Origin of the sequence: Slackia heliotrinireducens DSM 20476 (assembly GCF_000023885.1) — a bacterium.
GTDB classification, from domain to species: Bacteria; Actinomycetota; Coriobacteriia; order Coriobacteriales; family Eggerthellaceae; genus Slackia; species Slackia heliotrinireducens.
On sequence record NC_013165.1, the window covers coordinates 2002606 to 2023430 of the forward strand.

General features: G+C 61.4%; 20 protein-coding genes and 1 riboswitch. Of the genes, 11 read left to right on the top strand and 9 right to left on the bottom strand.

Annotated features, from left to right (window positions below; all coding sequences use genetic code 11):
- Window positions 1-169 precede the first annotated feature (169 nt).
- The 3 genes from feoB to SHEL_RS08685 are packed head-to-tail and all read right to left on the bottom strand — an operon-like array spanning window position 170 to window position 3385.
- Complete coding sequence (feoB, locus tag SHEL_RS08675) at window positions 170-2131, bottom strand: ferrous iron transport protein B (protein ID WP_012798893.1); 1962 nt, start codon at window positions 2129-2131, stop codon at window positions 170-172.
- Window positions 2132-2134: 3 nt separating this feature from the next.
- Window positions 2135-2362, bottom strand: coding sequence for a FeoA family protein (locus SHEL_RS08680; protein WP_012798894.1), 228 nt, complete (start codon window positions 2360-2362; stop codon window positions 2135-2137).
- A 54-nt stretch (window positions 2363-2416) separates the two neighbouring features.
- Window positions 2417-3385: a helix-turn-helix domain-containing protein gene (locus SHEL_RS08685; protein ID WP_012798895.1), complete on the bottom strand. Its 969-nt coding sequence runs from the start codon at window positions 3383-3385 to the stop codon at window positions 2417-2419.
- A 465-nt stretch (window positions 3386-3850) separates the two neighbouring features.
- Here SHEL_RS08685 and SHEL_RS08690 point away from each other — a divergent pair, with 465 nt between their 5' ends.
- The 11 genes from SHEL_RS08690 to SHEL_RS08740 all read left to right on the top strand — a co-directional run bounded on the left by SHEL_RS08690 (window position 3851) and on the right by SHEL_RS08740 (window position 14482).
- Window positions 3851-4465 carry a 4Fe-4S dicluster domain-containing protein gene (locus SHEL_RS08690; protein ID WP_012798896.1) on the top strand — a complete coding sequence of 205 codons (615 nt, stop codon included), beginning with the start codon at window positions 3851-3853 and terminating at the stop codon, window positions 4463-4465.
- Complete coding sequence (locus tag SHEL_RS08695) at window positions 4462-5511, top strand: CoB--CoM heterodisulfide reductase iron-sulfur subunit B family protein (RefSeq protein ID WP_012798897.1); 1050 nt, start codon at window positions 4462-4464, stop codon at window positions 5509-5511. The genes SHEL_RS08690 and SHEL_RS08695 overlap by 4 nt, the downstream gene beginning before the upstream one ends.
- The gene (locus SHEL_RS08700) at window positions 5508-7490 is read left to right on the top strand and encodes a CoB--CoM heterodisulfide reductase iron-sulfur subunit A family protein (protein WP_012798898.1); all 1983 of its coding nucleotides are present in this window, start codon (window positions 5508-5510) and stop codon (window positions 7488-7490) included. The genes SHEL_RS08695 and SHEL_RS08700 overlap by 4 nt, the downstream gene beginning before the upstream one ends.
- Window positions 7478-8005, top strand: coding sequence for a hydrogenase iron-sulfur subunit (locus SHEL_RS08705; protein ID WP_197720351.1), 528 nt, complete (start codon window positions 7478-7480; stop codon window positions 8003-8005). Before SHEL_RS08700 ends, SHEL_RS08705 begins: the two co-directional genes overlap by 13 nt.
- The gene (locus SHEL_RS08710) at window positions 8005-8859 is read left to right on the top strand and encodes a 4Fe-4S dicluster domain-containing protein (protein WP_012798900.1); all 855 of its coding nucleotides are present in this window, start codon (window positions 8005-8007) and stop codon (window positions 8857-8859) included. The genes SHEL_RS08705 and SHEL_RS08710 overlap by 1 nt, the downstream gene beginning before the upstream one ends.
- A gap of 11 nt (window positions 8860-8870) precedes the next feature.
- Window positions 8871-9896 carry a 4Fe-4S dicluster domain-containing protein gene (locus SHEL_RS08715; RefSeq protein WP_012798901.1) on the top strand — a complete coding sequence of 342 codons (1026 nt, stop codon included), beginning with the start codon at window positions 8871-8873 and terminating at the stop codon, window positions 9894-9896.
- Window positions 9889-10749: an FAD/NAD(P)-binding protein gene (locus tag SHEL_RS08720; RefSeq protein WP_012798902.1), complete on the top strand. Its 861-nt coding sequence runs from the start codon at window positions 9889-9891 to the stop codon at window positions 10747-10749. Before SHEL_RS08715 ends, SHEL_RS08720 begins: the two co-directional genes overlap by 8 nt.
- Before the next feature lie 170 nt (window positions 10750-10919).
- Window positions 10920-12599: an L-lactate permease gene (locus SHEL_RS08725; RefSeq protein ID WP_012798903.1), complete on the top strand. Its 1680-nt coding sequence runs from the start codon at window positions 10920-10922 to the stop codon at window positions 12597-12599.
- Window positions 12600-12793: 194 nt separating this feature from the next.
- Window positions 12794-13165 carry an MGMT family protein gene (locus SHEL_RS08730; protein WP_012798904.1) on the top strand — a complete coding sequence of 124 codons (372 nt, stop codon included), beginning with the start codon at window positions 12794-12796 and terminating at the stop codon, window positions 13163-13165.
- Between the two features lie 44 nt (window positions 13166-13209).
- Window positions 13210-13755, top strand: a complete 546-nt coding sequence (locus SHEL_RS08735) for a GNAT family N-acetyltransferase (protein ID WP_012798905.1) — start codon at window positions 13210-13212, stop codon at window positions 13753-13755.
- Between the two features lie 148 nt (window positions 13756-13903).
- Entirely contained in the window at window positions 13904-14482 is a 579-nt protein-coding gene (locus SHEL_RS08740; protein ID WP_012798906.1) for a xanthine phosphoribosyltransferase, read from the top strand.
- Between the two features lie 37 nt (window positions 14483-14519).
- On the opposite strand, the gene SHEL_RS08745 is transcribed toward SHEL_RS08740, so the two are convergent.
- The 6 genes from SHEL_RS08745 to SHEL_RS08770 all read right to left on the bottom strand — a co-directional run bounded on the left by SHEL_RS08745 (window position 14520) and on the right by SHEL_RS08770 (window position 20824).
- A complete protein-coding gene (locus SHEL_RS08745) occupies window positions 14520-15887 on the bottom strand; it encodes a MurT ligase domain-containing protein (RefSeq protein ID WP_050749566.1) in 1368 nt (455 codons plus the stop codon).
- A 209-nt stretch (window positions 15888-16096) separates the two neighbouring features.
- Window positions 16097-16465 carry a LysR family transcriptional regulator substrate-binding protein gene (locus SHEL_RS08750; RefSeq protein WP_083762295.1) on the bottom strand — a complete coding sequence of 123 codons (369 nt, stop codon included), beginning with the start codon at window positions 16463-16465 and terminating at the stop codon, window positions 16097-16099.
- Window positions 16466-16711: 246 nt separating this feature from the next.
- On the bottom strand, window positions 16712-18202 hold the full coding sequence (locus SHEL_RS08755; RefSeq protein WP_041422529.1) for an alanine/glycine:cation symporter family protein: 1491 nt from the start codon (window positions 18200-18202) through the stop codon (window positions 16712-16714).
- 88 nt (window positions 18203-18290) lie between these two features.
- Window positions 18291-18380, bottom strand: a riboswitch (glycine riboswitch).
- A gap of 238 nt (window positions 18381-18618) precedes the next feature.
- Window positions 18619-19290, bottom strand: a complete 672-nt coding sequence (locus SHEL_RS08760; RefSeq protein ID WP_012798910.1) for a ferric reductase-like transmembrane domain-containing protein — start codon at window positions 19288-19290, stop codon at window positions 18619-18621.
- 127 nt (window positions 19291-19417) lie between these two features.
- Window positions 19418-20056, bottom strand: a complete 639-nt coding sequence (locus SHEL_RS08765) for a TorD/DmsD family molecular chaperone (RefSeq protein ID WP_012798911.1) — start codon at window positions 20054-20056, stop codon at window positions 19418-19420.
- A gap of 147 nt (window positions 20057-20203) precedes the next feature.
- Window positions 20204-20824, bottom strand: coding sequence for a 4Fe-4S dicluster domain-containing protein (locus SHEL_RS08770; RefSeq protein WP_012798912.1), 621 nt, complete (start codon window positions 20822-20824; stop codon window positions 20204-20206).
- Between the last annotated feature and the right edge of the window lies 1 nt (window position 20825).

The window sequence follows — 20825 nt, forward strand, 5'->3', positions numbered from 1 at the left end:
AGCGTATTCGATCGCACGTAATCCCGCAGTGTTCTCTTTACCGAACGCGCCCGTTGGGACCGACTGTATAGTGAAGAAAGCGACCCCTAGGCACAACACAAGTTTTCCAACCATAAAGAAAGAGGCCCCGCGTGCAGGGCCCCTTCAGAATCATGCGCCGGATGCATTCCTACAGGAACAGCACCGCCACGTGGTAAACGACGAAGCTGATGCACAGGGCCAGGCAGAAGTAGAACAGCGCGATGATCGCCGTCCACTTCAGCGAGTGGGTCTCCGCACGGGTCGAACCCAACACCATGACGCAGGGCACGTTGAAGGTGCAGGCGAACATGAAGGCCAGAGCCTCGGCCGGCGACACCTGCCCCACCAGCATGTCAAGAGAGAAACCTGCGGCGGAGGCGCCGGACGCTGCGGACAGCATGTTGGGATCGGCGGATGCGAACAGGGCCGCCAGCACGCCCAGCATGGCCTCCTTGGCCAGAAGCGAGCTCAGAAACGCGATGAACAGACGCCAGCCCATGCCGAAGAACCTGGTGATAGGCTCAAGCGTGGAACCCGCGATGTAGAGGAAGCTGTCCTCGATGCTGCCGGTGCCCGAATAGGTGAGCAGCCAGAACACCGTGGTGATCACGAAGATGACCTTGAAGGCGCGCCAGGCCAGGCTCTTGTAGCGGCGCAGCGCCAGGATGAAGATGTGCTTGAACTTGGGACGGTGGTACGGAGGAAGCTCCATGACCAGACCGGCCCTCTCCTCCTCGGGAACCAGCCTGCGCCCGAACACCTTCGCCACCAGAAGCATGACCAGAACCACGCCCAAAGCCATGCCCAAAACCACCAGGATCATGCCGCCGAACCCGAAGAACGTGAAGGCCAGCACGGGGATGATGGACATGGTGGAGCCGCACGGCACCGCCCAGCACATGGCGATGCCCAACATGCGCTGGCCCCAGGAATCAACCACGCGCATACCGTGGACCGATGCGATGTTGCACCCGAAGCCGGACAGGAAGGGCATCATCACCTTGCCCGGAAGGCCCAGGCGCGCCATGGTGCCGTCGAACAGGTAGCTGATGCGGGCGACGATGCCTATCTCGTCAAGAATGCCGAACACGAAGGTTACGCCGAACACGAAACCCGCCATCGAGAACACGAAGAACAGGGCCGTCATCAGGGCGCTTGAGAGGTAGTTCGTGACGAACGCAGGCAGGCCGATGGCGGTCAGGGCTGAAGCGAGCGGACCGGACAGCATGACGGGAATCTGGCCCAGCATCATGAGCGGCGAACCAATGAGCATGGCACCCAGCAATGCGACCAGACACGTCAGCACGCCGGCGGGCTTTCCCCACCGCGGATGCATGAGGGCGGCATCCAGCCATTTCATGAAGGCAGGCGCCGCATCCCCTTCTTCCACCTGCACGTTCTCGAGCATCTGGTCAACCCATTTGAAGCGGGCGAAGGCGCAGGTCGTAGCGCCGTCTTCGGACTGCGTGGCCTGCTGGGCCGCCAGCCACACGTCGTCGAAACGCTCCTGCTTCGCAGACCTCGTGCCCGCAAGGCCCTCGTAGGCCGCCGTCCATTCAGGCGAGTAGTGGGCGTACAGGTTCCGCAGCGCCTGCGAGTCCACGCAGGTCTTGTTGGCGGCAGCCTTGTCAACAGCCTTCATGAACGCGTCGTAATAGCTCGAGTCGTTTGCCACGAAAGGCACCACAGGGATGCCCAGACGCTGTTCGAGCAGTCCCGCATTAATGCGTTTGCCCTGGTCTTTCGCCACATCCATCATGTTCAGCACCAGCACGGCCGGCACCTTGGTGCCCACGAAGTCGGCCAGCATGTACAGGCTTCGCGAAAGTTGGGAAGCATCCACCATCACGCATACCACATCGGCTTCGCCGCTTTCGATGTACGCCTGCGTGATCTGCTCCTCGTCGCTCATGGCCGAAAGGCTGTAGGCGCCCGGCAGGTCGCATACCGTGTAGGTCGTGCCTGAGCGGGTGCAGGTTCCGAGTTTCTTCTCGACGGTCTTGCCAGGCCAGTTGCCAACCTTCTGATGGCTGCCTGTCAGCCCGTTGAACAGGGTCGACTTTCCTGAGTTCGGCTGCCCGAGCAGGGCAAGGCTCAACGTCGCTTCCATAATCTAGGCCACCTCCTCAACTTCGATGTGCTGCGCCTCTTCGCGGTTGATGGCCAGAAGCGTATCGCGTTCGAACACCAGCACAGGACGATGCTTGTCGTTCCTGCGCACCACCACGGTGCTGCCCGGCATGATGCCCACGCTTGACAGGCGTGTCAGCAACCGGACGTTGCCCGACACTCCCTTCACGCGCACGGTGGTGCCGGGCGCAACTTCGTTCAACCTTGTCATCTGGCATTTCTCCTTTCCCACAGCAGCATTGCAACCTGCCGTAAACCACTCGGATCACCCACGCGATTCCAAACGCGACCTGCGCCGGTACTCGAGGGGGTTGACGTCGAATTCCTTCTTGAACGCAGCCGAGAATTTGCTCGGGTTGACATATCCGCAGCTCAAGGCAACATCTCCCACAGGCTCGTCGGTGTTGGCCAACAGCTTGGCGGCACGTCCCATGGCAAGGCCCCGCGCGAACGCCGTCGGAGTAGTGCCGTAGATGCGTCCGAAATACCCGCGCAGGCTGGCCTCGCTGATGCCGTGCGCATTTGCGATACGCGACACGGGCAAGGGAGCGGTCGGGTCTTCGAGAATGGCGTCGTGCAGCATTTGGGCCAATTCCCTCTGGCTCTTCTGAAGGTACGACGAGGACACGCGGCTTCTTGCCGGGTCGATGTCCGAAAAACCTGCGAGAAGCAGGCACACGGCAGCACGCATGGCGTTTCTATCAGGCACTTCCGCATCCAGAATATCCTCTATGGCCCGCATGGCATGGCGGCATGCCTCGGGCGGCTCGACCGTAAGCGCGTACGCAGGACGACAAAGCCGCTTCTCAAGGTCGCCGAAACGTATGCCGAATTGCCCGAACACGCCCGGCTCTTCCATCACCTTATCCAGCTCCACCACAAGCTCGTATCCGCGATAGGAACCCGTCGGATAGGAACACGTCCTTGCCACGGAGGACGATATGCAGAGCAGACCCTCGTCCACAACCGTCGACCCGCGTTGGGGCGACGAGGCCTCGCATCGGCCCTGGGTACACCAGTTGACCGTCATGAACGTACGTCGGCCCAATTCGAATTGCGGGAGCCGATGGCATTTCAAGTCGATGTCGAGAAGCAACACGCCAGGCACGACGGAGTAATACGCCACATGCGCATATCGATCCCCATCGGCGCAACAAAAGACCCAAAGGTCGTCTTCTTTGGTTTCGATAGCCCATCCCTCAGGAATGGCGAATTCACCCACGTAGTCAATCATACAACCCTACAATCTGCATCGTTGGTTCTTACGGTACAAAGAGTTAGCCAAGGCTGCCACTCTTTGGCAATAATAATGCTCCAATGCGCAAGATTGTTATAGGAAGGTTACTTCTTACGAATCGGGACGGATCGAAAAAGACCGTAGACCCACGAGACGCTGCTGCCGCAAACCAGGCCGAACCCGCAGAATGCGCCTGAACTCGCATTTTCCGGAAGCTAGCATATGTAATCTTTTATAAAGGACAATTAACAACCAGGAAAAATGACTCCGTCCGTACGCCCGTGTGCGCCGTACGGCGGATTGTGCCACCGCCAGCCATCCGCCTCATCCATACAATGAACTAAGCATGCGTGCGACAAGCATGGTTCATACGGAGCCCTTGGCAATCTGACGCTTTCGCTCCGTATCAGACGGAATCAATGCAGGTCATTCGCGCGCATCGGAAATGAAAGGGGGCGGCCCATGCATTCCATGGACCTATCAAGCGTTTCCGCCGATGACATTCGGGCATGCCAAGCCATTGCCGACGAGGCCGGTATCGATCTGAAGGATTGCTACCAATGCGGCAAATGCACAGCGGGTTGCCCGCTGGCCGAAAGCATGGATCTCATGCCTCGCGAAGTCATTCGGTACCTGCAACTTGGCGCCATCGACACGGTGCTCGAATCGAGAACGCCGTGGATCTGCGCCCAATGCTCCGTGTGTTCCAGCCGCTGCCCGCAAGGCGTGGACATTTGCTCCACCATGCGTGCGGTTCGCCTTGCCGCCAAGCACGCCGGCAAACGCCCTGTTCCAGAGGCGGACATCTTCGATGACGAGTTCATCGCCAACGTGCGTTCGCACGGAGTGTCCAACGAACAATACCTGGCCGCGGCGTACAACCTGAAGTCCGGCCACCTGATGCAGGACATGGGCAACGCCACGCGCATGCTCAAGCGCAGGATGGTTGGCCCGGCTATGCACAACATAAAAGGCAAAGCCGACGTGGCCGCGCTCATCGACCGTGCGCTGGCCGCCGACGAGGCTCGCCGAAAGGCTTCCGACGCCAGCCAGAACGGGGAGGCGCAACCATCATGATGAAGTATTCCTATTTCCCCGGCTGCTCAGCCAATTCGACCGGCAAGTCGTTCACCGTATCGACCGATTACGTGACCCGCGCCATCGGTTTTGAAATGTTGGAGATTCCCGACTGGAACTGCTGCGGCACCTCAGCCGCCTCGCTTACGAGCCCCGAGCTTGCCGTGGCCCTGCCCGCCCGCAGCTTGGCCATATCCGAGCGCGAATACCCAGGCCTTGACGTGGTGGCGCCCTGTGCCGGATGCTTCCGCTCCCTCAAGACGTCGGTGGTCTACGCCCGCGAAAGCCAGGAGAACCTGGAAGAGGTGCAAGCCCTGATCGACATGCCCTACGAGGCGAAAGCCGACGTGGTGAGCCTGCTCGAAGCCTTCTCCAACGACGAGGTGAAGGCGGCCATCGCCGAGAAGGTGCAGCGCCGCCTGCGCACGCTGAAGGTGGCCTGCTACTACGGATGTGCCATGGTGCGTCCCGCCGAGGTCTGCGGTTTCGACGATGTGGAAGACCCCCGGAGCATGGAGGAGATCATGTCTCTCATCGGCGCCGAGCCGGTGGAATGGGCCTTCAAGACCGAATGCTGCGGCGCCGCCCAGCAGATGACGGTTCCCAAGGAAGCCCGTCCGATGATCGAACGCATCTTCCAAAACGCCCAGGCCAACGGTGCCGACTGTATCGTCACGTCCTGCCCGCTGTGCATGCTCAACTTGGACATGCGCGAGGCCGAGATCAACAAAAGCCGCATCGCCCGCGGCCTCGAGCCATTCGACATCCCCTGCTACTACTTCACCGAGCTGATCGGACTGGCCTTCGGCGCCACGCAGAAGGAACTCGGCATCGACACCCACTTCCACCCTGCCGAGAGGCTGCTGCTGCAGCGCGAGCTGGACGCCCTCGAGCTCGAGGAGCAGGAACTTGCAGCCGCTCGTGAAGAGGCGCGCAAGAAGGCCGAGATAGCTGCCAAGATCGCCGCCAAGAAGGCCGCGAAGGAGAAGGCTGCCAAGGCGGCTGCCGCACCTGCGACACCTGAAGGAAAGGAGGCCGCAGAATGAGTCGAATCGGAGTGTTCATCTGCCACTGCGGCACCAACATCGCAGCGACGGTGGACGTGGAAGCCGTAGCCGCCGCCGCCCGCAAGCTGCCCGAAGTGGTGCATGTCGAAACCAATAAGTACACGTGCTCCGACCCGGGCCAGGAAGGCCTGCGCCAGGCCATCGTCGACCATGGGATCGACCGCGTGGTCGTCGCCGCCTGTTCGCCCCGCATGCATGAGGCGACCTGGCGAAAGCTTCTGGCCGACACGCCCGTGAACCCCTACATGCTGGAAGTAGCGAACATCCGTGAGCAGTGCTCCTGGGTGCACAAGGACCGCAGCGTGGCCACGGAAAAGGCCATCGACCTGGTGAAGATGGCCGTGGCCAAGGTGGCCCGCCTGCAGCCCCTGCATTCCACGGAAATCCCCGTGCACAAGCGCGCCTTGGTCATCGGCGGCGGCATCGCCGGCATGCAGACGGCCTTGGACATCGCCGACGCCGGATTCCCTGTGACCATTGTCGAACGGGAAACGTCGTTGGGCGGCAAGATGGTCATGCTGGACAAGACCTTCCCCACCATGGACTGCTCGGCCTGCATCTGCACACCGAAGATGTCGGAAGTGGGCAACCACCCCAACATCACGGTGAAGACCCTGGCCGAGGTGGAGAACGTCTCCGGCTACATCGGCAACTTCGAAGTGACCATCCGCGAGAAAGCCAAGTACATCGATTACAACCTGTGCACCGGTTGCGGCGCCTGCGAGACCAAATGCCCCGTGCGCGTGGACAGCGATTTCGAGCAAGGCATGAAGAAACGCACGGCCATCTACAAGATGTTCCCCCAGGCCGTGCCCGCCAAGCCGGTCATCGACGCCGCGCATTGCCGCAAGCTCACCGAAGGCAAGTGCGGCGTGTGCGCTCGGGTGTGCCCCACCGGCGCCATCCGCTATGACGACGAGGACAAGGTGACCACCGAAACCTACGGCGCGATCATCTTCGCCACCGGATACCAGCTCATCGACTGGAAGCCTCTGTATCCCGAATACGGCGGAGGCAAATACCCCGACGTCATCACAGGCCTGCAGTTCGAACGCCTGGTCAACGCCTCCGGCCCCACCGAAGGCCACATCCTGCGCCCCTCCGACGGCACCGAGCCCAAGACGGTGGTCATCGTCAAGTGCGTCGGTAGCCGCGACCCTACCAAGGGTAAAGCCTACTGTTCCCGTGCCTGCTGCATGTATTCGGCCAAGCACGCCCACCAGTATCTTGAAAAGGTGTCCGACGGCCGCTGCTACGTCTTCTACATGGATGTACGCACGCCGGGCAAAGGCTACGACGAGTTCTATGTGAACACGGTGCATGAAGGTGCCCAGTATCTGCGCGGCCGCGTATCGAAGATCTTTAAGGAAGGCGACAAGCTCATCTGCAAGGGCGAGGACACCCTCACAAGCCGGCAGGTCAGCGTCGCTGCGGATATGGTAGTGCTCGAAACCGCGATGGTGCCCGCCGACGGCATCGACGAGCTTGCTGCGAAATGCACCGTGGGCCGCGACGCCGACAGCTGGCTGGTGGAAGCCCATGCCAAGCTGCGTCCCGTCGAGACGAACACAGCCGGCATCTATCTGGCAGGCACCTGCCAGGGCCCTAAAGACATCCCCGACACGGTCTGCCAGGCAGGCGCTGCCGCATCGAAGGTCATCGGTCTGCTCAACAAAGACATGCTGCAGTCCAACCCGCAGATCTCACGCGTGAACGAGAGCCTGTGCCAAGGCGATGGTGCCTGCGTGAACACCTGCCCCTACGGCGCCATCTCCATCGTGCAGAAGCAGTTCCGCGAGAACTCGAAGAAGGTCACGCGCCCGGTGGCACAGGTGAACCCCGGCCTCTGCCAGGGCTGCGGCGCCTGCACCGTCACCTGTCGCGCCGGAGCTATGGATCTGCTCGGCTACACCAACGAGTCCATCATGAGGGAGGTTGATGCGCTGTGTCAGTGGTAGAGAACAGCAATGCTGCCCGGATTCCCGAGGATTGGGAGCCGAAGATCGTGGCGTTTTGCTGCCATTGGTGCACCTACACCGGTGCCGACCTGGCGGGATTGAACCGCATGAACTACCCAGCCAATGTGCGCGTGCTGCGCATCCCCTGCTCGGGCCGCATGAATCCGCAATACGCCATCGAAGCCATCAACAAGGGGTGCGACGGTGTGCTGGTGTGCGGCTGCCATCCCGGCGACTGCCACTATGCGACCGGCAACTACTTCGCCCGTCGACGCATGATGGTGTTCAAGCGCCTGTTGGAATACGAGGGGCTTGAACCCGAACGCTTCCAGGTGCGCTGGATTTCCGGCGCCGAAGCCGGCAAGTTCCGCGACACCGTCATGGAAACGGTCGAACAGGTGCGCGCCTTGGGCCCGCTGAACCTGACCCGCGAGATTCCCGCCTTGGAATTCCCGCCCATGCCCGATGACGACGACGGAGCCTTCGATGCGGTGCCTGAGGAGGTGACGCAGTAATGACTATCCAGGACGACATCCGAATCCGTGCGGCAGAGCTGCTTGCATCGGGCGACATCGCCGTGTTCGTGGGCTGGGAGGCCGGACGCCTGGAGAACCAGACCACGCCTTTCGTCATGTCCGACCCCGCCCAGGCAGATCGCCTGGTCTACAACGATTATTGCGTGAACACCCTGGCCAAATACGCCCGTGACCTGGTAGGTCGTGGCAAGGTTGGCATGGTGGTCCGCGGATGCGACAGCCGCGGCATTGTGCGCCTGATCAACGACATGGTCATTTCACGCGATGACGTCTACCTGCTGGGCGTGGGATGCGCCGGCGTGCTGGACCGCAAGACCGGTGAGATGCTCAAGAAATGCACCGAATGCCGCCACAACAACCCGGTGCTCTGCGACGAGATGATCGGCGAGCCCGTGGGGAAACCCGTACCTGAGAACCGTTTCTCCGAGGTCGCCTCGATCGAAGCCATGACGCAGCCCGAGCGCTCGAATTACTTCGAGAACATGTACGCCAGCTGCATCCGCTGCTATGCCTGCCGCGACGTGTGCCCCTGCTGCACCTGCCGCGAGTGCTTCGTCGACCAGCGCCGCGAAGGCTGGGTGGGCAAGCAGAACAACGTAGCCGAGAACCGCTTCTACAGTCTGACCCGCGTGATGCACATCGGCGACCGTTGCATCGAATGCGGCGAATGCGAACGGGCCTGCCCCATGGGGCTTCCCCTCATGAAGCTCAACCGCAAGGTGATTCAGGACATGAACGCGCTGTTCGGCGAGTTCGAATCGTCCATGGGACTCAACGATCCGCCCGAGGTGCTCACCACCTATGACGTCAACGACCGAGAAGAATTCATGTAAGGAGGCTGCAGATGATTCTCTCCAAACAGAACCTGGCGCCTCTGCTGCAGAGCATGGCTGGGCGCCGCGAGGTGTTCGTTCCTGCCGAAGTCAATGGCGTGACGAAGTTCGCCCAGTACGATGAGAACGTCGATCCGAGGTTCGACCTGATAAACACCACCATGCCGCCGAAAGACCTGCTATTCCCGCAGACGCAACGCATGTACGGCTTTCGTGTGAACGACGAGGGCAACTACGAGATCCTCGAATACGACGAGTCTCGCGAACGTGCCGTGGTGGGCATCCGACCCTGCGACATGCGCTCGATCGTTTGCCTTGACCAGGTGTTTCTGACCAAAGGCTTCGTGGATGAGTTCTACGCCAACGCCCGAGAAAAACTGCTGACCGTCTGCATCGGCTGCACCCAGGCCTCAGAGACCTGCTTCTGCGAGTCCATGGGCACCGACCCTCAAGCCGCCCCCAACGCCGATATCATGCTGCAGGACTGCGGCGAGACGTACAACGTGGTGGCTCAGACCGAGAAGGGCGAAGCCGAGGTGGCCCTTTGGGGCGACCTTATCGAAGACGGCCGAGCCGAGCCGACGGCCTGCGACGTGACGCTGCGCGTCAGCATGGACGGCGTCGTGGACGCCCTGGAGAACATGTATAACCATCCCATCTGGGATGACCTGAGCGTCAAGTGCCTGAACTGCGGCACCTGCACCTACGTGTGCCCCACCTGCCACTGCTTCGACATCAGCCAGGACCTCAAGATGAAGGAAGGGGTGCGTTTCCGCTGCTGGGACAGTTGCATGTTCTCGGAGTACACCGCCATGGCCGGCGGACACAACCCGCGCCCGACCAAGAAAGAGCGCGTGCGCAACCGCTTCATGCATAAGCTGAACTTCTTCGAGCGTCGCTACGGCATGTCGCTTTGCGTCGGATGCGGACGCTGCGTGGAGAAGTGCCCGGTGGCGCTGGATATCACGCGGCTCATCGACGACGTCGGAAGCCTGGCGGCCGCCGAATTTGCGGAGATTGGAGGAGCGAATGCCTAGCATCGAGATTTCTCACGGTTGCGCCAAAGGCGACCGCCCGCTGGTCCCTCAAGTATGCCGCGTGCTCAAGATCACCCAGGAAACCCCCGACGTGAAGTCGTTCCGTCTGGTGACGCTCGACGGAAGAAAACCCTTCGACTGCCGCCCCGGGCAGCTAGGCATGTTCGGCCTTTTGCCCTACGGCGAGTGCATGTTCGTGGTGTCGGCCCAATCCGACGAGTGGGTTCAGTTCACCGTAAAGAAGGTGGGCCTGGTCACCGAGCAGCTGCACGCCTTGGCCGAAGGCGACGAAGTCACCCTGCGCGGACCGTATGGCAACTGGTGGCCGGTTGAGGCCTGCAAGGGCAAGGACATGCTCTTCGTCAGCGGCGGCATCGGCCTTCCCCCGGTGCGTTCGTTCCTCCTGTACTGCCTGGAGCACCGCGAGGACTACGGCCGCATCGATTTGGTCTATTCCGGCTCTACCTATGATGACCTGGTATTCAAAGACCAGCTCTTCGACGTCTGGCCCAACGAGCCCGACATGCACGTGCACGTGTCCCTATACCACAGCGACGAGCGTTGGGAAGGCCCCGTGGACTACACCGCTCCCTTCTTGGAGACGCTGGAACTGGGTCCCGAAGACGGCAACCGCGTGGCCGTCTTCTGCGGTGGGCCTTCTCTTTCTCGCACCGTCCGCGAGAGTCTGCTGAAAGCAGGCTACGACGAAGGCGGCATCATCACCACATTGGAGATGCGCATGAAGTGCGGCGTCGGCAAATGCGGCCGTTGCAACCTGGGCGGACATTTCATCTGCCTGGACGGACCCATCTTCACGGTGGAAGAGATCAACAATATGCACAGCGACGTGTAGCGCCCTGCCGCCCATACGAAACAGAAGAACGGGACAATCGACCGTCATTTCGCCGAGAATGGCGGTCGATGTCATTCGCACGACACGTTATAGTAAATTCATATGATATCTTGTACCCATCATATGTAGGCAAAAGAATCCATAACCCCGGTTAAAGAGGCAGGCGGCATATGTTTCAGGCACTCGTCGACCCCATCGCCGGCAACCTCGCGCTTTCGGCGCTCGTTGCATGCGTTCCTTTGATTACGTTCTTCATCATGCTTATAGGGGTGAAGGCCCAAGCCCATCTGGCTGCGGTGACGGCATTGGCTGTGGCGGTCATCGTCGCCATCGTCGGATGGAAGATGCCTGTCGGATACGCCCTTATCTCGGCAACGCAAGGCGCTGCGTTCGGCGCCTTCCCTATCGTGTTTATCATCGTCTTGGCCGTATGGTTCTACGAAGTGACCGTGAAGGCGGGCCGCAGCGAAGACCTGCGTAAGTTTTTCGACATGGTAGGCGGCGGCGACATCCGCATCCAGGCTATGCTCGTCGCCTTCAGCTTCGGCGGACTGCTCGAGGCCCTCGCCGGCTTCGGTGCACCCATCGCCATCACCGCCACGATGATCCTGGCCTTGGGCGTCAAGCCCAAACGCGCAGCGTTGGCAGTCATGCTTGCCAACACCGCCCCCGTCGCTTACGGCGCGGTGGGCACGCCTATCACCACCGCAGGCAACATGGTCGCAAGCGGCGATGCCGCAGCGGCGTCGGCAACCGCGCAGCACATCGCGGCAATCGTAGGCCACCAAGCCCCCTTGTTCGCTTTCTTCGTCCCGCTGCTGCTCGTCATCATCCTCGACGGGAAGCGCGGCGCGCGCGACTGCTGGGCGCCCGCCTTCGTGGTGGGCGGGAGCTTCGCCATCACCCAATGGTGGTGCTCAAACTTCTTCGCCTACGAGCTGACCGACGTTATCGCCGCACTCGTCTCCATGGCCGCTCTGGTCCTGTTCATGAAGGTCTGGAAGCCCCGCGGCGTCAACGACGTCCGCGCCGACTTCGGTCTGCCTCCCACAGACGGCTCCTCCGCCTCCGAGCTCACGGCATCCCGCATCTTCATGGCGCTTGTCCCTTACATCGTCGTCGTGGCGGTTTTCGGCATCTGCAAGCTCGGCATACCGCAGCAGTTGGCCATGACCGACATCAAGATTCCCTGGCCCTTCATTTCCGACGGAAGCATCCTGTCCGCAGCCGGCAAGGACCCGGGCACCACATACACGCTGAACCTCCTATCCTGCCCCGGCACCATGATTCTTGTCGCTGGCGTGATCTCCGCGGCCATCTACACGATGTTCACCGAGGACGGCCGCTACCAGATGTCCATGGGAGCCGCCGCCAACTCGCTTATGAATTGCTGCTACCGCATGCGCTACTCCGCATTCACCATCGTGTTCGTCCTGTCGTTGGCTTACGTGATGAACTTCAGCGGCCAGACCATCAGCATCGGACAGTTCCTGGCCGGCTCCGGCCCCGCCTTCGCATTCATCTCCCCCACGCTTGGCTGGGTGGGCACCGCCGTGACCGGCAGCGACACCAGCGCGAACGCCCTGTTCTCCGGCCTGCAGTATTCCGCAGCCCAAGCGAACCCTGCGCTTGTGGGCGTGACCCCCGACCTGTTCCTGGCGGCCAACACCATGGGCGGCGTTGTGGGCAAGATGATCAGCCCTCAGTCCCTGGCCATCGCGGCCGTTGCAACGGGCGAAAAGGAAGCCGACATCATGAAGGCGGTCCTCCCCTGGAGCATCGGATTCCTGGTTGCGCTGTGCATCCTGGTCTTCCTGCAGACGAACATCCTCAACTTCATGCTCCCCTAACGGGCCAGCCGCATCCGACCGATCGCCCCGCCTCACACCGGCGGGGCTTTTTTATGGGACGGGATACGCCCCATGCCCCGGCCTATGAATCGTTCGTCCTTTCGCATGCCTCCGGCGGGCACCTCAACCCTGCCGACGTGTAGAATCAGAACCGAGAAGCGGAATCGACGTTCGTCCGGAGGATTGGAGACGCCATGGGATCGTTCAACGACAAGGTGTATGAAGTGGTGCGCGAGATTCCCTATGGGCGCGTAACGACCTACGGCGCCGTTGCGCGGGCCATCGGCCAGCCGCGAAAAGCCCTGTTCGTAGGCTTCGCCATGCACTCCAGCGCCGACCCGGACGACCCGCCGTGCCACCGCGTGGTCTACAAGGACGGACGCGTCTTCGAAAACGAGGACGGCAGCCCCAGCCTGCAGAAGCTCCTGCTGGAAGCCGAAGGCGTGCCGTTCCTCGACGACACCCATGTCGATCTGGACGCCTGCCTGTGGCACCGCGTGCCTACCGACGAAATCGGGAGGCCCACGGACATCGACTGGGAACGCGAAATGGCCGAAGACCAATAGCCCGAAAACAGGCTTCGACCCGACGAACCGAACAGGAGTGCCCCATGAGCAAGGACGTTTCTTTCCGCAAAGCCACCATGGACGATCTGGACCGCATCTCGGAGATCTACGAGATGATCCACGATTTGGAAGAGCAGGGCAAGATCACCGTCGGTTGGATCCGCGGCGTGTATCCCACCCGCGACACGGCCCAAGCCGCCATCCGCGCAGACGAGATGTTCGTCGAGGAGTTCGACGGGCGCATCGTGGCCTCGGGGAAGATCAACCAGAGCCAGGAGAACTCCTATGCCGGCGGCGATTGGCGATACGACGTGCCGAACGACCAAGTCATGGTGCTGCACACGCTTACCGTGGCGCCTGACGAGGGCAAACACGGGTTCGGCACCAGGTTCGCAGCGTTCTACGAGCAATATGCGCTAGACCATGGCTGCCCCTACCTGCGCATCGACACCAATGCCCGCAACGCCCGGGCGCGAGCCCTGTATGCGAAGCTGGGCTATACGGAAGTCGGTATCGTACCCACCGTGTTCAACAATATCCCCGACGTGCAGCTGGTACTGTTGGAGAAGAAGGCGGTCGCCGAACGCTGATGCGTCTGACCCCACAACCGGTTCCCGCAGCACGCGAAGATACGCAAGCATTCTTCGGCACCGCACGGAAATCGAATCAAGCACCGACTTGTTCCATATGGAGTACAATGCGATGCATGCAACTTATCCAGGCCGGAAGGACAGCCTTATGAAACTGTTGGAAGACCGCATCGTCCGCGACGGCGTCGTGAAAACCGAATACGTCATCAAGGTAGGCAGCTTCTTGAACCACCAGATCGACACCGCACTGGTCGACGAGCTGGGTGCCGAATGGGCCCGCAGGTTCGCAGGCAAGCCCGTCGACAAGATCGTGACCATCGAGTCCAGCGGCATCGCCCTTGCGGCCATCGCCGCCCGCCACTTCGGGAACTGCCCTGTGATTGTCGCGAAGAAGTCCCGGTCCATGAACCTGGACGGCGACCTTTACGCGACGCAGGTGGAAAGCTTCACCCGCGGCGGCGTTTTCGACATCGTCATGGAGCGCCGGCTGCTTAAACCCGGCGACCACATCCTGATCATCGATGACTTCTTGGCCACGGGTTCTGCCCTGACGGGTCTTTTGGACATCGCCGAACAGGCGGGCGCCACCGTCGAAGGCATCGGCATCGCCGTGGAGAAGGGCTTCCAACCCGGCGGCGAATCCATCCGAGCCCACGGCTACCAGCTGGAATCCCTCGCCATCATCGAGAAGATGGACCCGGACACCGGCGCCATCGAATTCCGCTAACGTTAGAAGGGCGGCCCTTAAGCCGCCCTTTCCGTTTCTATTCTTCCCAGTAATCCATGGGTTGGTAGCTCTTGACCAGCTCCACGCGGAGCGCCTCGATGGTCGAGCAGTTGGCGATGACCGTCACCGGCTCGTCCATGGCTGCGATATCGGCCACAAGCCCGGCGTAGTCGGTCTGGATTCGCATCCTGGACTCGTCGACGCCCGCTTCGACCAGACGCGCCTTCATGTCCTCGAAGCACGGGCCGCCCACGATGACCTTCGTCTCCGGCGTGATGAGCTTCTCCCAATGCACGCCCTTGATCCAGTCGGTGTAGATGCCGTCCATGATTTCGTTGCCCAGCAGGCACACCAGGTTCTTCGGCGGATTGTCCTCGGACACCAGCATGTTGATGAGCTGGTTGCAGCCCGCGGTGTTCTTCATGAGCAACAGACGCGCCTCGGTGCCTTCCACGTTGAAGATCTCGAAGCGGTGCGCGGCGTGCTTGAAGTGCGCCAGCGCATCGGCCGCCTGCTGTTCGGTCAGACCCAGCGTGGTAAGGCCCGCAAAGGCGGCCACCGCGTTGTAGACGTCGTAGCCGGCGCGCACGTTCACCGGCAGGGTAAGCTCATGGTCGTGGACCCGCAGCGTGAGCGTGCAGCTCTTCTCCTGCTTGTCGGTTATGCCCACCACGGCGATGTCGGCCTTATGGTGCGTATATCCGCAGCTCGGACACGTGAACGTTCCCAGATGAGCGAAAGTGCGGTGCTCGAAGGACAGAGGCTCGCCGCACTTGATGCAGTCCACCTGCTCGTCAAAGTCGGCCACGCCGTCGTCGTAGGCGTCGCACTCCATGCCGTACCACACCACCTTGTTGGGCACGAAATCGGCGATCGATGCCGTCACCTGGCAGTCAGCGTCGAGCACCAGCACGGTGTCGGGCGACTTCTTGATGGCCTCGATGATGTAGTCGCGGGCCGTAGTCCAGGTGGGATAACGGTCCACCTGGTCGCGGTACAGATTGGTCACGACCAGGACCTGCGGAAACGTTGCAGGCATGAGGATCTTCGAGGCCCCCTCGTCGCTTTCGATGACGGCCCAGTCGCTCTTGCGCTTGCCGCCGATAGTGCTGTCCAGGCACAGCGTGGTGGCAATGCCCTGCTCCAGGTTGGTGCTGGAGGGGTCGTAGGCCGCCCCGCCGAACGTGTTGATGATGGCCTGCTGCACCATGTGGGTGGTGGTGGTCTTGCCGTTGGTGCCGCTGATCATGATGGTCTTGTGGCCATCGCTCAGCTTATGGATGATGTTGCCGTCAATCTTCATGGCAATCATGCCGGGAAGCGCACGGCCGTTTCGGCCCAAAGCACGCATGGCGTTGTACGCGGCGTGGCACACGGCGATCGCAGCAGACGTTCTAATAGACATCTCGGTACCTCGGAATCGTTTCGGAATTCATTAACGCACGAGGATAGCAGAAGCAGCCCATGGGCACCTGCGCAGGAGCAAGAGTTCACAAGGATGTAATCTTTCGCCGCAGGACGACGAGGCGCGGGACGACGGGGACGGAGCCTTTTGTCCCGCGCAGCGCACGGGACAAAAGGCTCCGTCCCCGTCGTCCCGCCCGATACCCCCGATTATTCCACGGCGTCGCAGGGCCAGTCTTCGTTTTCAAGAAAACTGGCGAACGTCGATGTGGCTGCACTCACGTTCTCGCGAGCCCAAGCAAGGCGATAGCTCAAATGAACATCCAGATCGTTGAAGGGAATCGCTTTGAACCGGGAATCATTCCTGCAGAAGGAAATCGGAATGCAACCGAAACCCAAACCCGATTCCACCAGGGTGAGCGCAGCGCCGTAGTCCTCTCCCCGTCCCCCATGCTTCACCTTGAAGCCGACCTGCTTCATGGCTTCGTAGTACCTATGGAGAAAGCGCGGCGAAATCTCCTTGTCGGGAACAATGAGCGTCTCCTCAGCGACCTCGGAAAACCGGCTCCTGGGAGAAATCGCGACCTGGGGTTATGCCGCTGGAGAATCCATCTGGGCAGAGCCCGCAATGCACAACTTCGAATCTCGTGCAAAACATGGCCAAAACGCCAACTGACACCGACCGAAGGGCCCTATCGGGACTGTCGACGCCATCGCGCAAGAGCCGATTACCAGGCGCGCCTCCCGAAGAGCCGCGCCAAAAACGAAGCGCGCGGGCCATGGCGTCGGTCCGCGCGCTTTTCAGCCATATCGTTGTGCTGAAGCTTATGCCTCGGGGGCTCCGCTCTTCCATGTTGCAGGGTCGTTGACGTAGGGCTCCATGGCGTCCTCGTCGTCGCCCGCCTCCTTCAAACGGCGCAGGTAGTCAGCAGTCTCGCGAGCCACCACACCGGACAGGGCGATCAAGGCGATCATATTGGGCAGCGCCATCAGGCCGTTGAAGATGTCAGCGATGGTCCACACGGCGGAAACCGTCATGTAGGGGCCGATGAGCACAGCTAGGATGTACAGCCAGCGGTAGACCTTGACGGCCTTCATGTTGCCACCGCTCAGGTACTCGAGGCAGCGCTCGGAGTAGTAGTCCCAGCCCAGGATGGTGGTGAAGCCGAACAGGGCCATGCACAGCATGATGAGGAAGCTCACCAGCACCTCGGGCAGGAAAGGCAGGCCAATCTGGAAGGCCTGCACGGTAAGCGCCGCGCCCTCGGCCGTCGGGTCGATGTAGGCGCCGGACATGACCAGGGCAAGACCGGTCATGGAGCACACGATGATGGTGTCCAGGAAGGTGCCGGTCATAGACACCAGACCCTGACGCACAGGTTCCTTGGTCTGGGCGGCCGCAGCGGCAATGGGGGCGGAACCCAAGCCGGCCTCGTTGGAGAAGATGCCGCGGGCGATGCCCTTCTGCATGGCGATGATGATGGCACCCATGGCACCGCCGGCAGCAGCGCGGAACCCGAAGGCGTCGGCGAAGATCTCGGCGAACGCGGCCGGAACCGCCGTGATGTTGCAGACGATGAGCAGCAGCGAAAGCGCCAGGTAGATGACAACCATGGCGGGAATGACGCGCTCGGCGACAGAGGCGATGCGCTTCAGTCCGCCGATGACGACCAGCGCGACGAAGAACGCCAAGGCCAGACCGCCGAGGACCGTCGCCCAGGAGTAATCAAGGCCGAACAGCGAGAAGGCGATGGCCTGCTTGTCGGGGTCGAAGAACGACAGGATGGCACCGGAAATGCTGTTCACCTGCGTGAACGTGCCGATGCCGAACAGGCCGACGCACACGCCGAAGAACGCGAAAAGCTTGGCCAGCCACTTCCAATTGGCACCCATGCCGCGCTCGATGTAGTAGAACGGGCCGCCCAGCACATGGCCGGTCTCGGCGTCATGGGTGCGGTACTTGACGGCCAGCAAACCCTCGGAGAACTTGGTGGCCATGCCAAACAGCGCGGCAATCCACATCCAGAACAGGGCGCCGGGACCGCCGGCCACGACCGCCGTGGCCACGCCGACGATGTTGCCGGTGCCGATGGTGGCCGAAAGCGCCGTGCACAGGGCTCCGAAGCTGGTGACCTCGCCCTTGCCGTCCTTTTCGTTCTTCACCATGTAGCGAAGCGCACGGCCCAGCTTGTGGAACTGCAGGCCGCGGACGCGAATGGTCAGCCAGATGCCGCCGAACAGAATAAGGCAGATCAGCGGGATGCCCCACACCGCGTCGTCGATGGCGACCAGGGTTGCGTTCAATGAATCTAACACTCGTTTACCTTTCTCCTTCCGTATACACCATGCACGTACACGGAGCCTCTATATGTTCTGGAGAAAGAAACGGCGCGGCAGAAAGACGCGCGTTTGCTCTGTCCGTTTGCCTGAGAGATTCGGCTGTTTAAGCCTTGCACCTTCGGCACTCACTTAAGAGTTCTCCAGAGTTTCCTCCGCTTCCGGTTTCAGGCCGAACGCCCGATTCCGAAAGCCTCATAGGAATCGCAAATCGGCATTATGCACTTCTATAGCCGTTTGCGCAACACGCTTTTTGATATTTATTGAATAGTCTCTATGTTTTAGGAAATATACACAAAGCGAGACAGAAAATCTCCGCGCCGCCTAACGCACGCGAAAAGCCTCGACCAAGCTGACGAAAGTCGAGGCGTATCGTCTTCGGTCGTTTTTCTGTGCTAACGGGCGCGCTTGTCCAGCAGGTACCGCATTACTCGCAGGATGGTGTATGCGGCGAACACGACGCTATACACAACCACGCTGGCCAACGCCTGATGTCCGCCCCGCATTGCAGCCGGCGCGAGCATGAACATCAGGTGCAGGTAGATCAACCCGTAGAACAGATAGGCGAACCGCTGCACGTTCTTCCACACGCGACCGCTCATACGGCGCTTGACCGTTCTGAAGGACGTGACGCCCAGCACCGTCAGCAGAACGAACAGCACGCAAGCCACTACGAACGACACCATCGTGCTCGTCGGCAGTGCGCCTCCGAAAGCCGAACGGGCATACGGGAGCAGGTACTGGAACATGTGTCCGAGGGCGAGAATGCACGCGATGATCGAAAGCTCGGCGCGGATCGGACGCAGCCACAAGTCAGGCTTCGAGCCTCGCGGCAGCACGCCTATGAACATGACCACGACGAACAGAGCCAACGCCACCATGCACCGCTGAACCACCAGGACCAACGGACGAAGCGTCGCCACAGGCAGCATTCCGTTCACACCCGCCAAAAGCGCCGCAACGGCAGCGACGGAAAGCGCATAGAACGCGGCCGGACACTTCATGATGGCGTTGCGCAGCACGAACACGCAGGCCACAGTCACGGCGAGAACGATGGCGAAGCTCATGTCTGTTCCTTTCTGGAAGCGATCGGCGAAACCGTCGCACCTGCTGAAGGCGCGCGTCCGCAAGCGGCTGCGCAGGAGAGGCCGGGGCGGCTGCCGCAAAATGTGACACGCAAGGTTCGGGTGTTTGTCACATGCGGGACAGGAGCGCGCCCAACTTGGCGACGGCCCGGTAAGCAGGGGTCCGAGCAGCCTCCAAGCTGCGCCCGAAGAAGGCCTCCGACCATTTGGCCAGGTGCCTGACCTGGAAGTCCGACCAGGTCTCGGCTGCCTTTAGGGCGCGGGCCGCGTCGCAGGCTTCGACCGCGGAGGCCTGTTCCGCTAGCAAAAACGATGCGAACTCGCATTCGGCAGCCATATGGTCGGCGGAGTTGTTGTCCGTACCGCCCATCTTCAGGCCGTAGGATCTGTAGAACCTCTCGGCGCTCAATGCGTTCGGGGATATGAACGTGAGCTTGCTGGTGTCGAAGTCGTCGCGGTCGCGGAAAATCGCCTCGTAGATGGGAACTTTCGGACCGCTGGGACTCGTATAGAGAGCCGTGTAGTCGGCACGCAGACCATCTAGGGAAACACCCGCGTCTGCAAAGCCCGCCATATCCGCAACGGCGTCCTCGCCCATGCCCAGCTCGGAGACGATGGCCTGCGCGTCGGCGGCAACGGACCCGTCGGCTACGCCGGCCCACAGCTCCTTCGTGGGAAGGTGCAGGAACAGCGAGATCAGCCGGTAGGCATCGGATTTCACCTGAAGCTCTACGATGGGTTCGGACATTGGGCGCCTCCTTGGGCTTGATGGCGGGCCGGCATGCGGCCCGCCAAGACGGCTGGAAGAAAGGCGCCTGCGCATGTTGCAAACGCCTGCGAAGGCAACGGCCGCCCGCCGAAGAAGGAGGGGGATGCGGGCGGCCTTGCCAAGGGATTACTTGAAGTAGAAGAACTGGGGCTCGGTGCCGGCCTCTTCGAACAAGAGCTCGATCTCGCGGCCCGCGATGGCCTTGGAGATCTCGCTTTCGGGGTCGTCGATGTCGCCCCAGTAGCGGGCGCGGCCCGGGCACAGCACCATGCAGGCGGGCGCCTCGCCGCGGTCGATGCGGCCCTTGCAGAAGTCGCACTTGCCCACCTTGCCGGCCGCATGCTGGGGAGCTGCCACGTCGCCGATGGCGTGCTCGGTGTAGAACTCCAGGTCGTCGGCCAAATGCCGGCGCACGTCATAGGGGCATGCGTTTATGCAGGAGTCGCAGCCGATGCACAGCTCGGTGTCCACCCACACGATGCCGTCCTCGCGCTGCTGCGTGGCGCCCGTGGGGCACACGGTCAAGCACGACGGATTCGCACAGTGCTGGCAGTTCACGGGATGGTATTCAAGGCTCAGCTCTCCGCCGTATTCGCCGACGCTGCAGTCGAAAGGCTGGCCTTCGGACATGCGGATCGTGTTCCACCATACGTCCTTGGGCAGATTGTTGTTCACCTTGCAGGCCATGGCGCAGGCATGGCATCCGATGCAGCGGGTCTTGTCCACTGCCATTGCGTAACGGGTCATG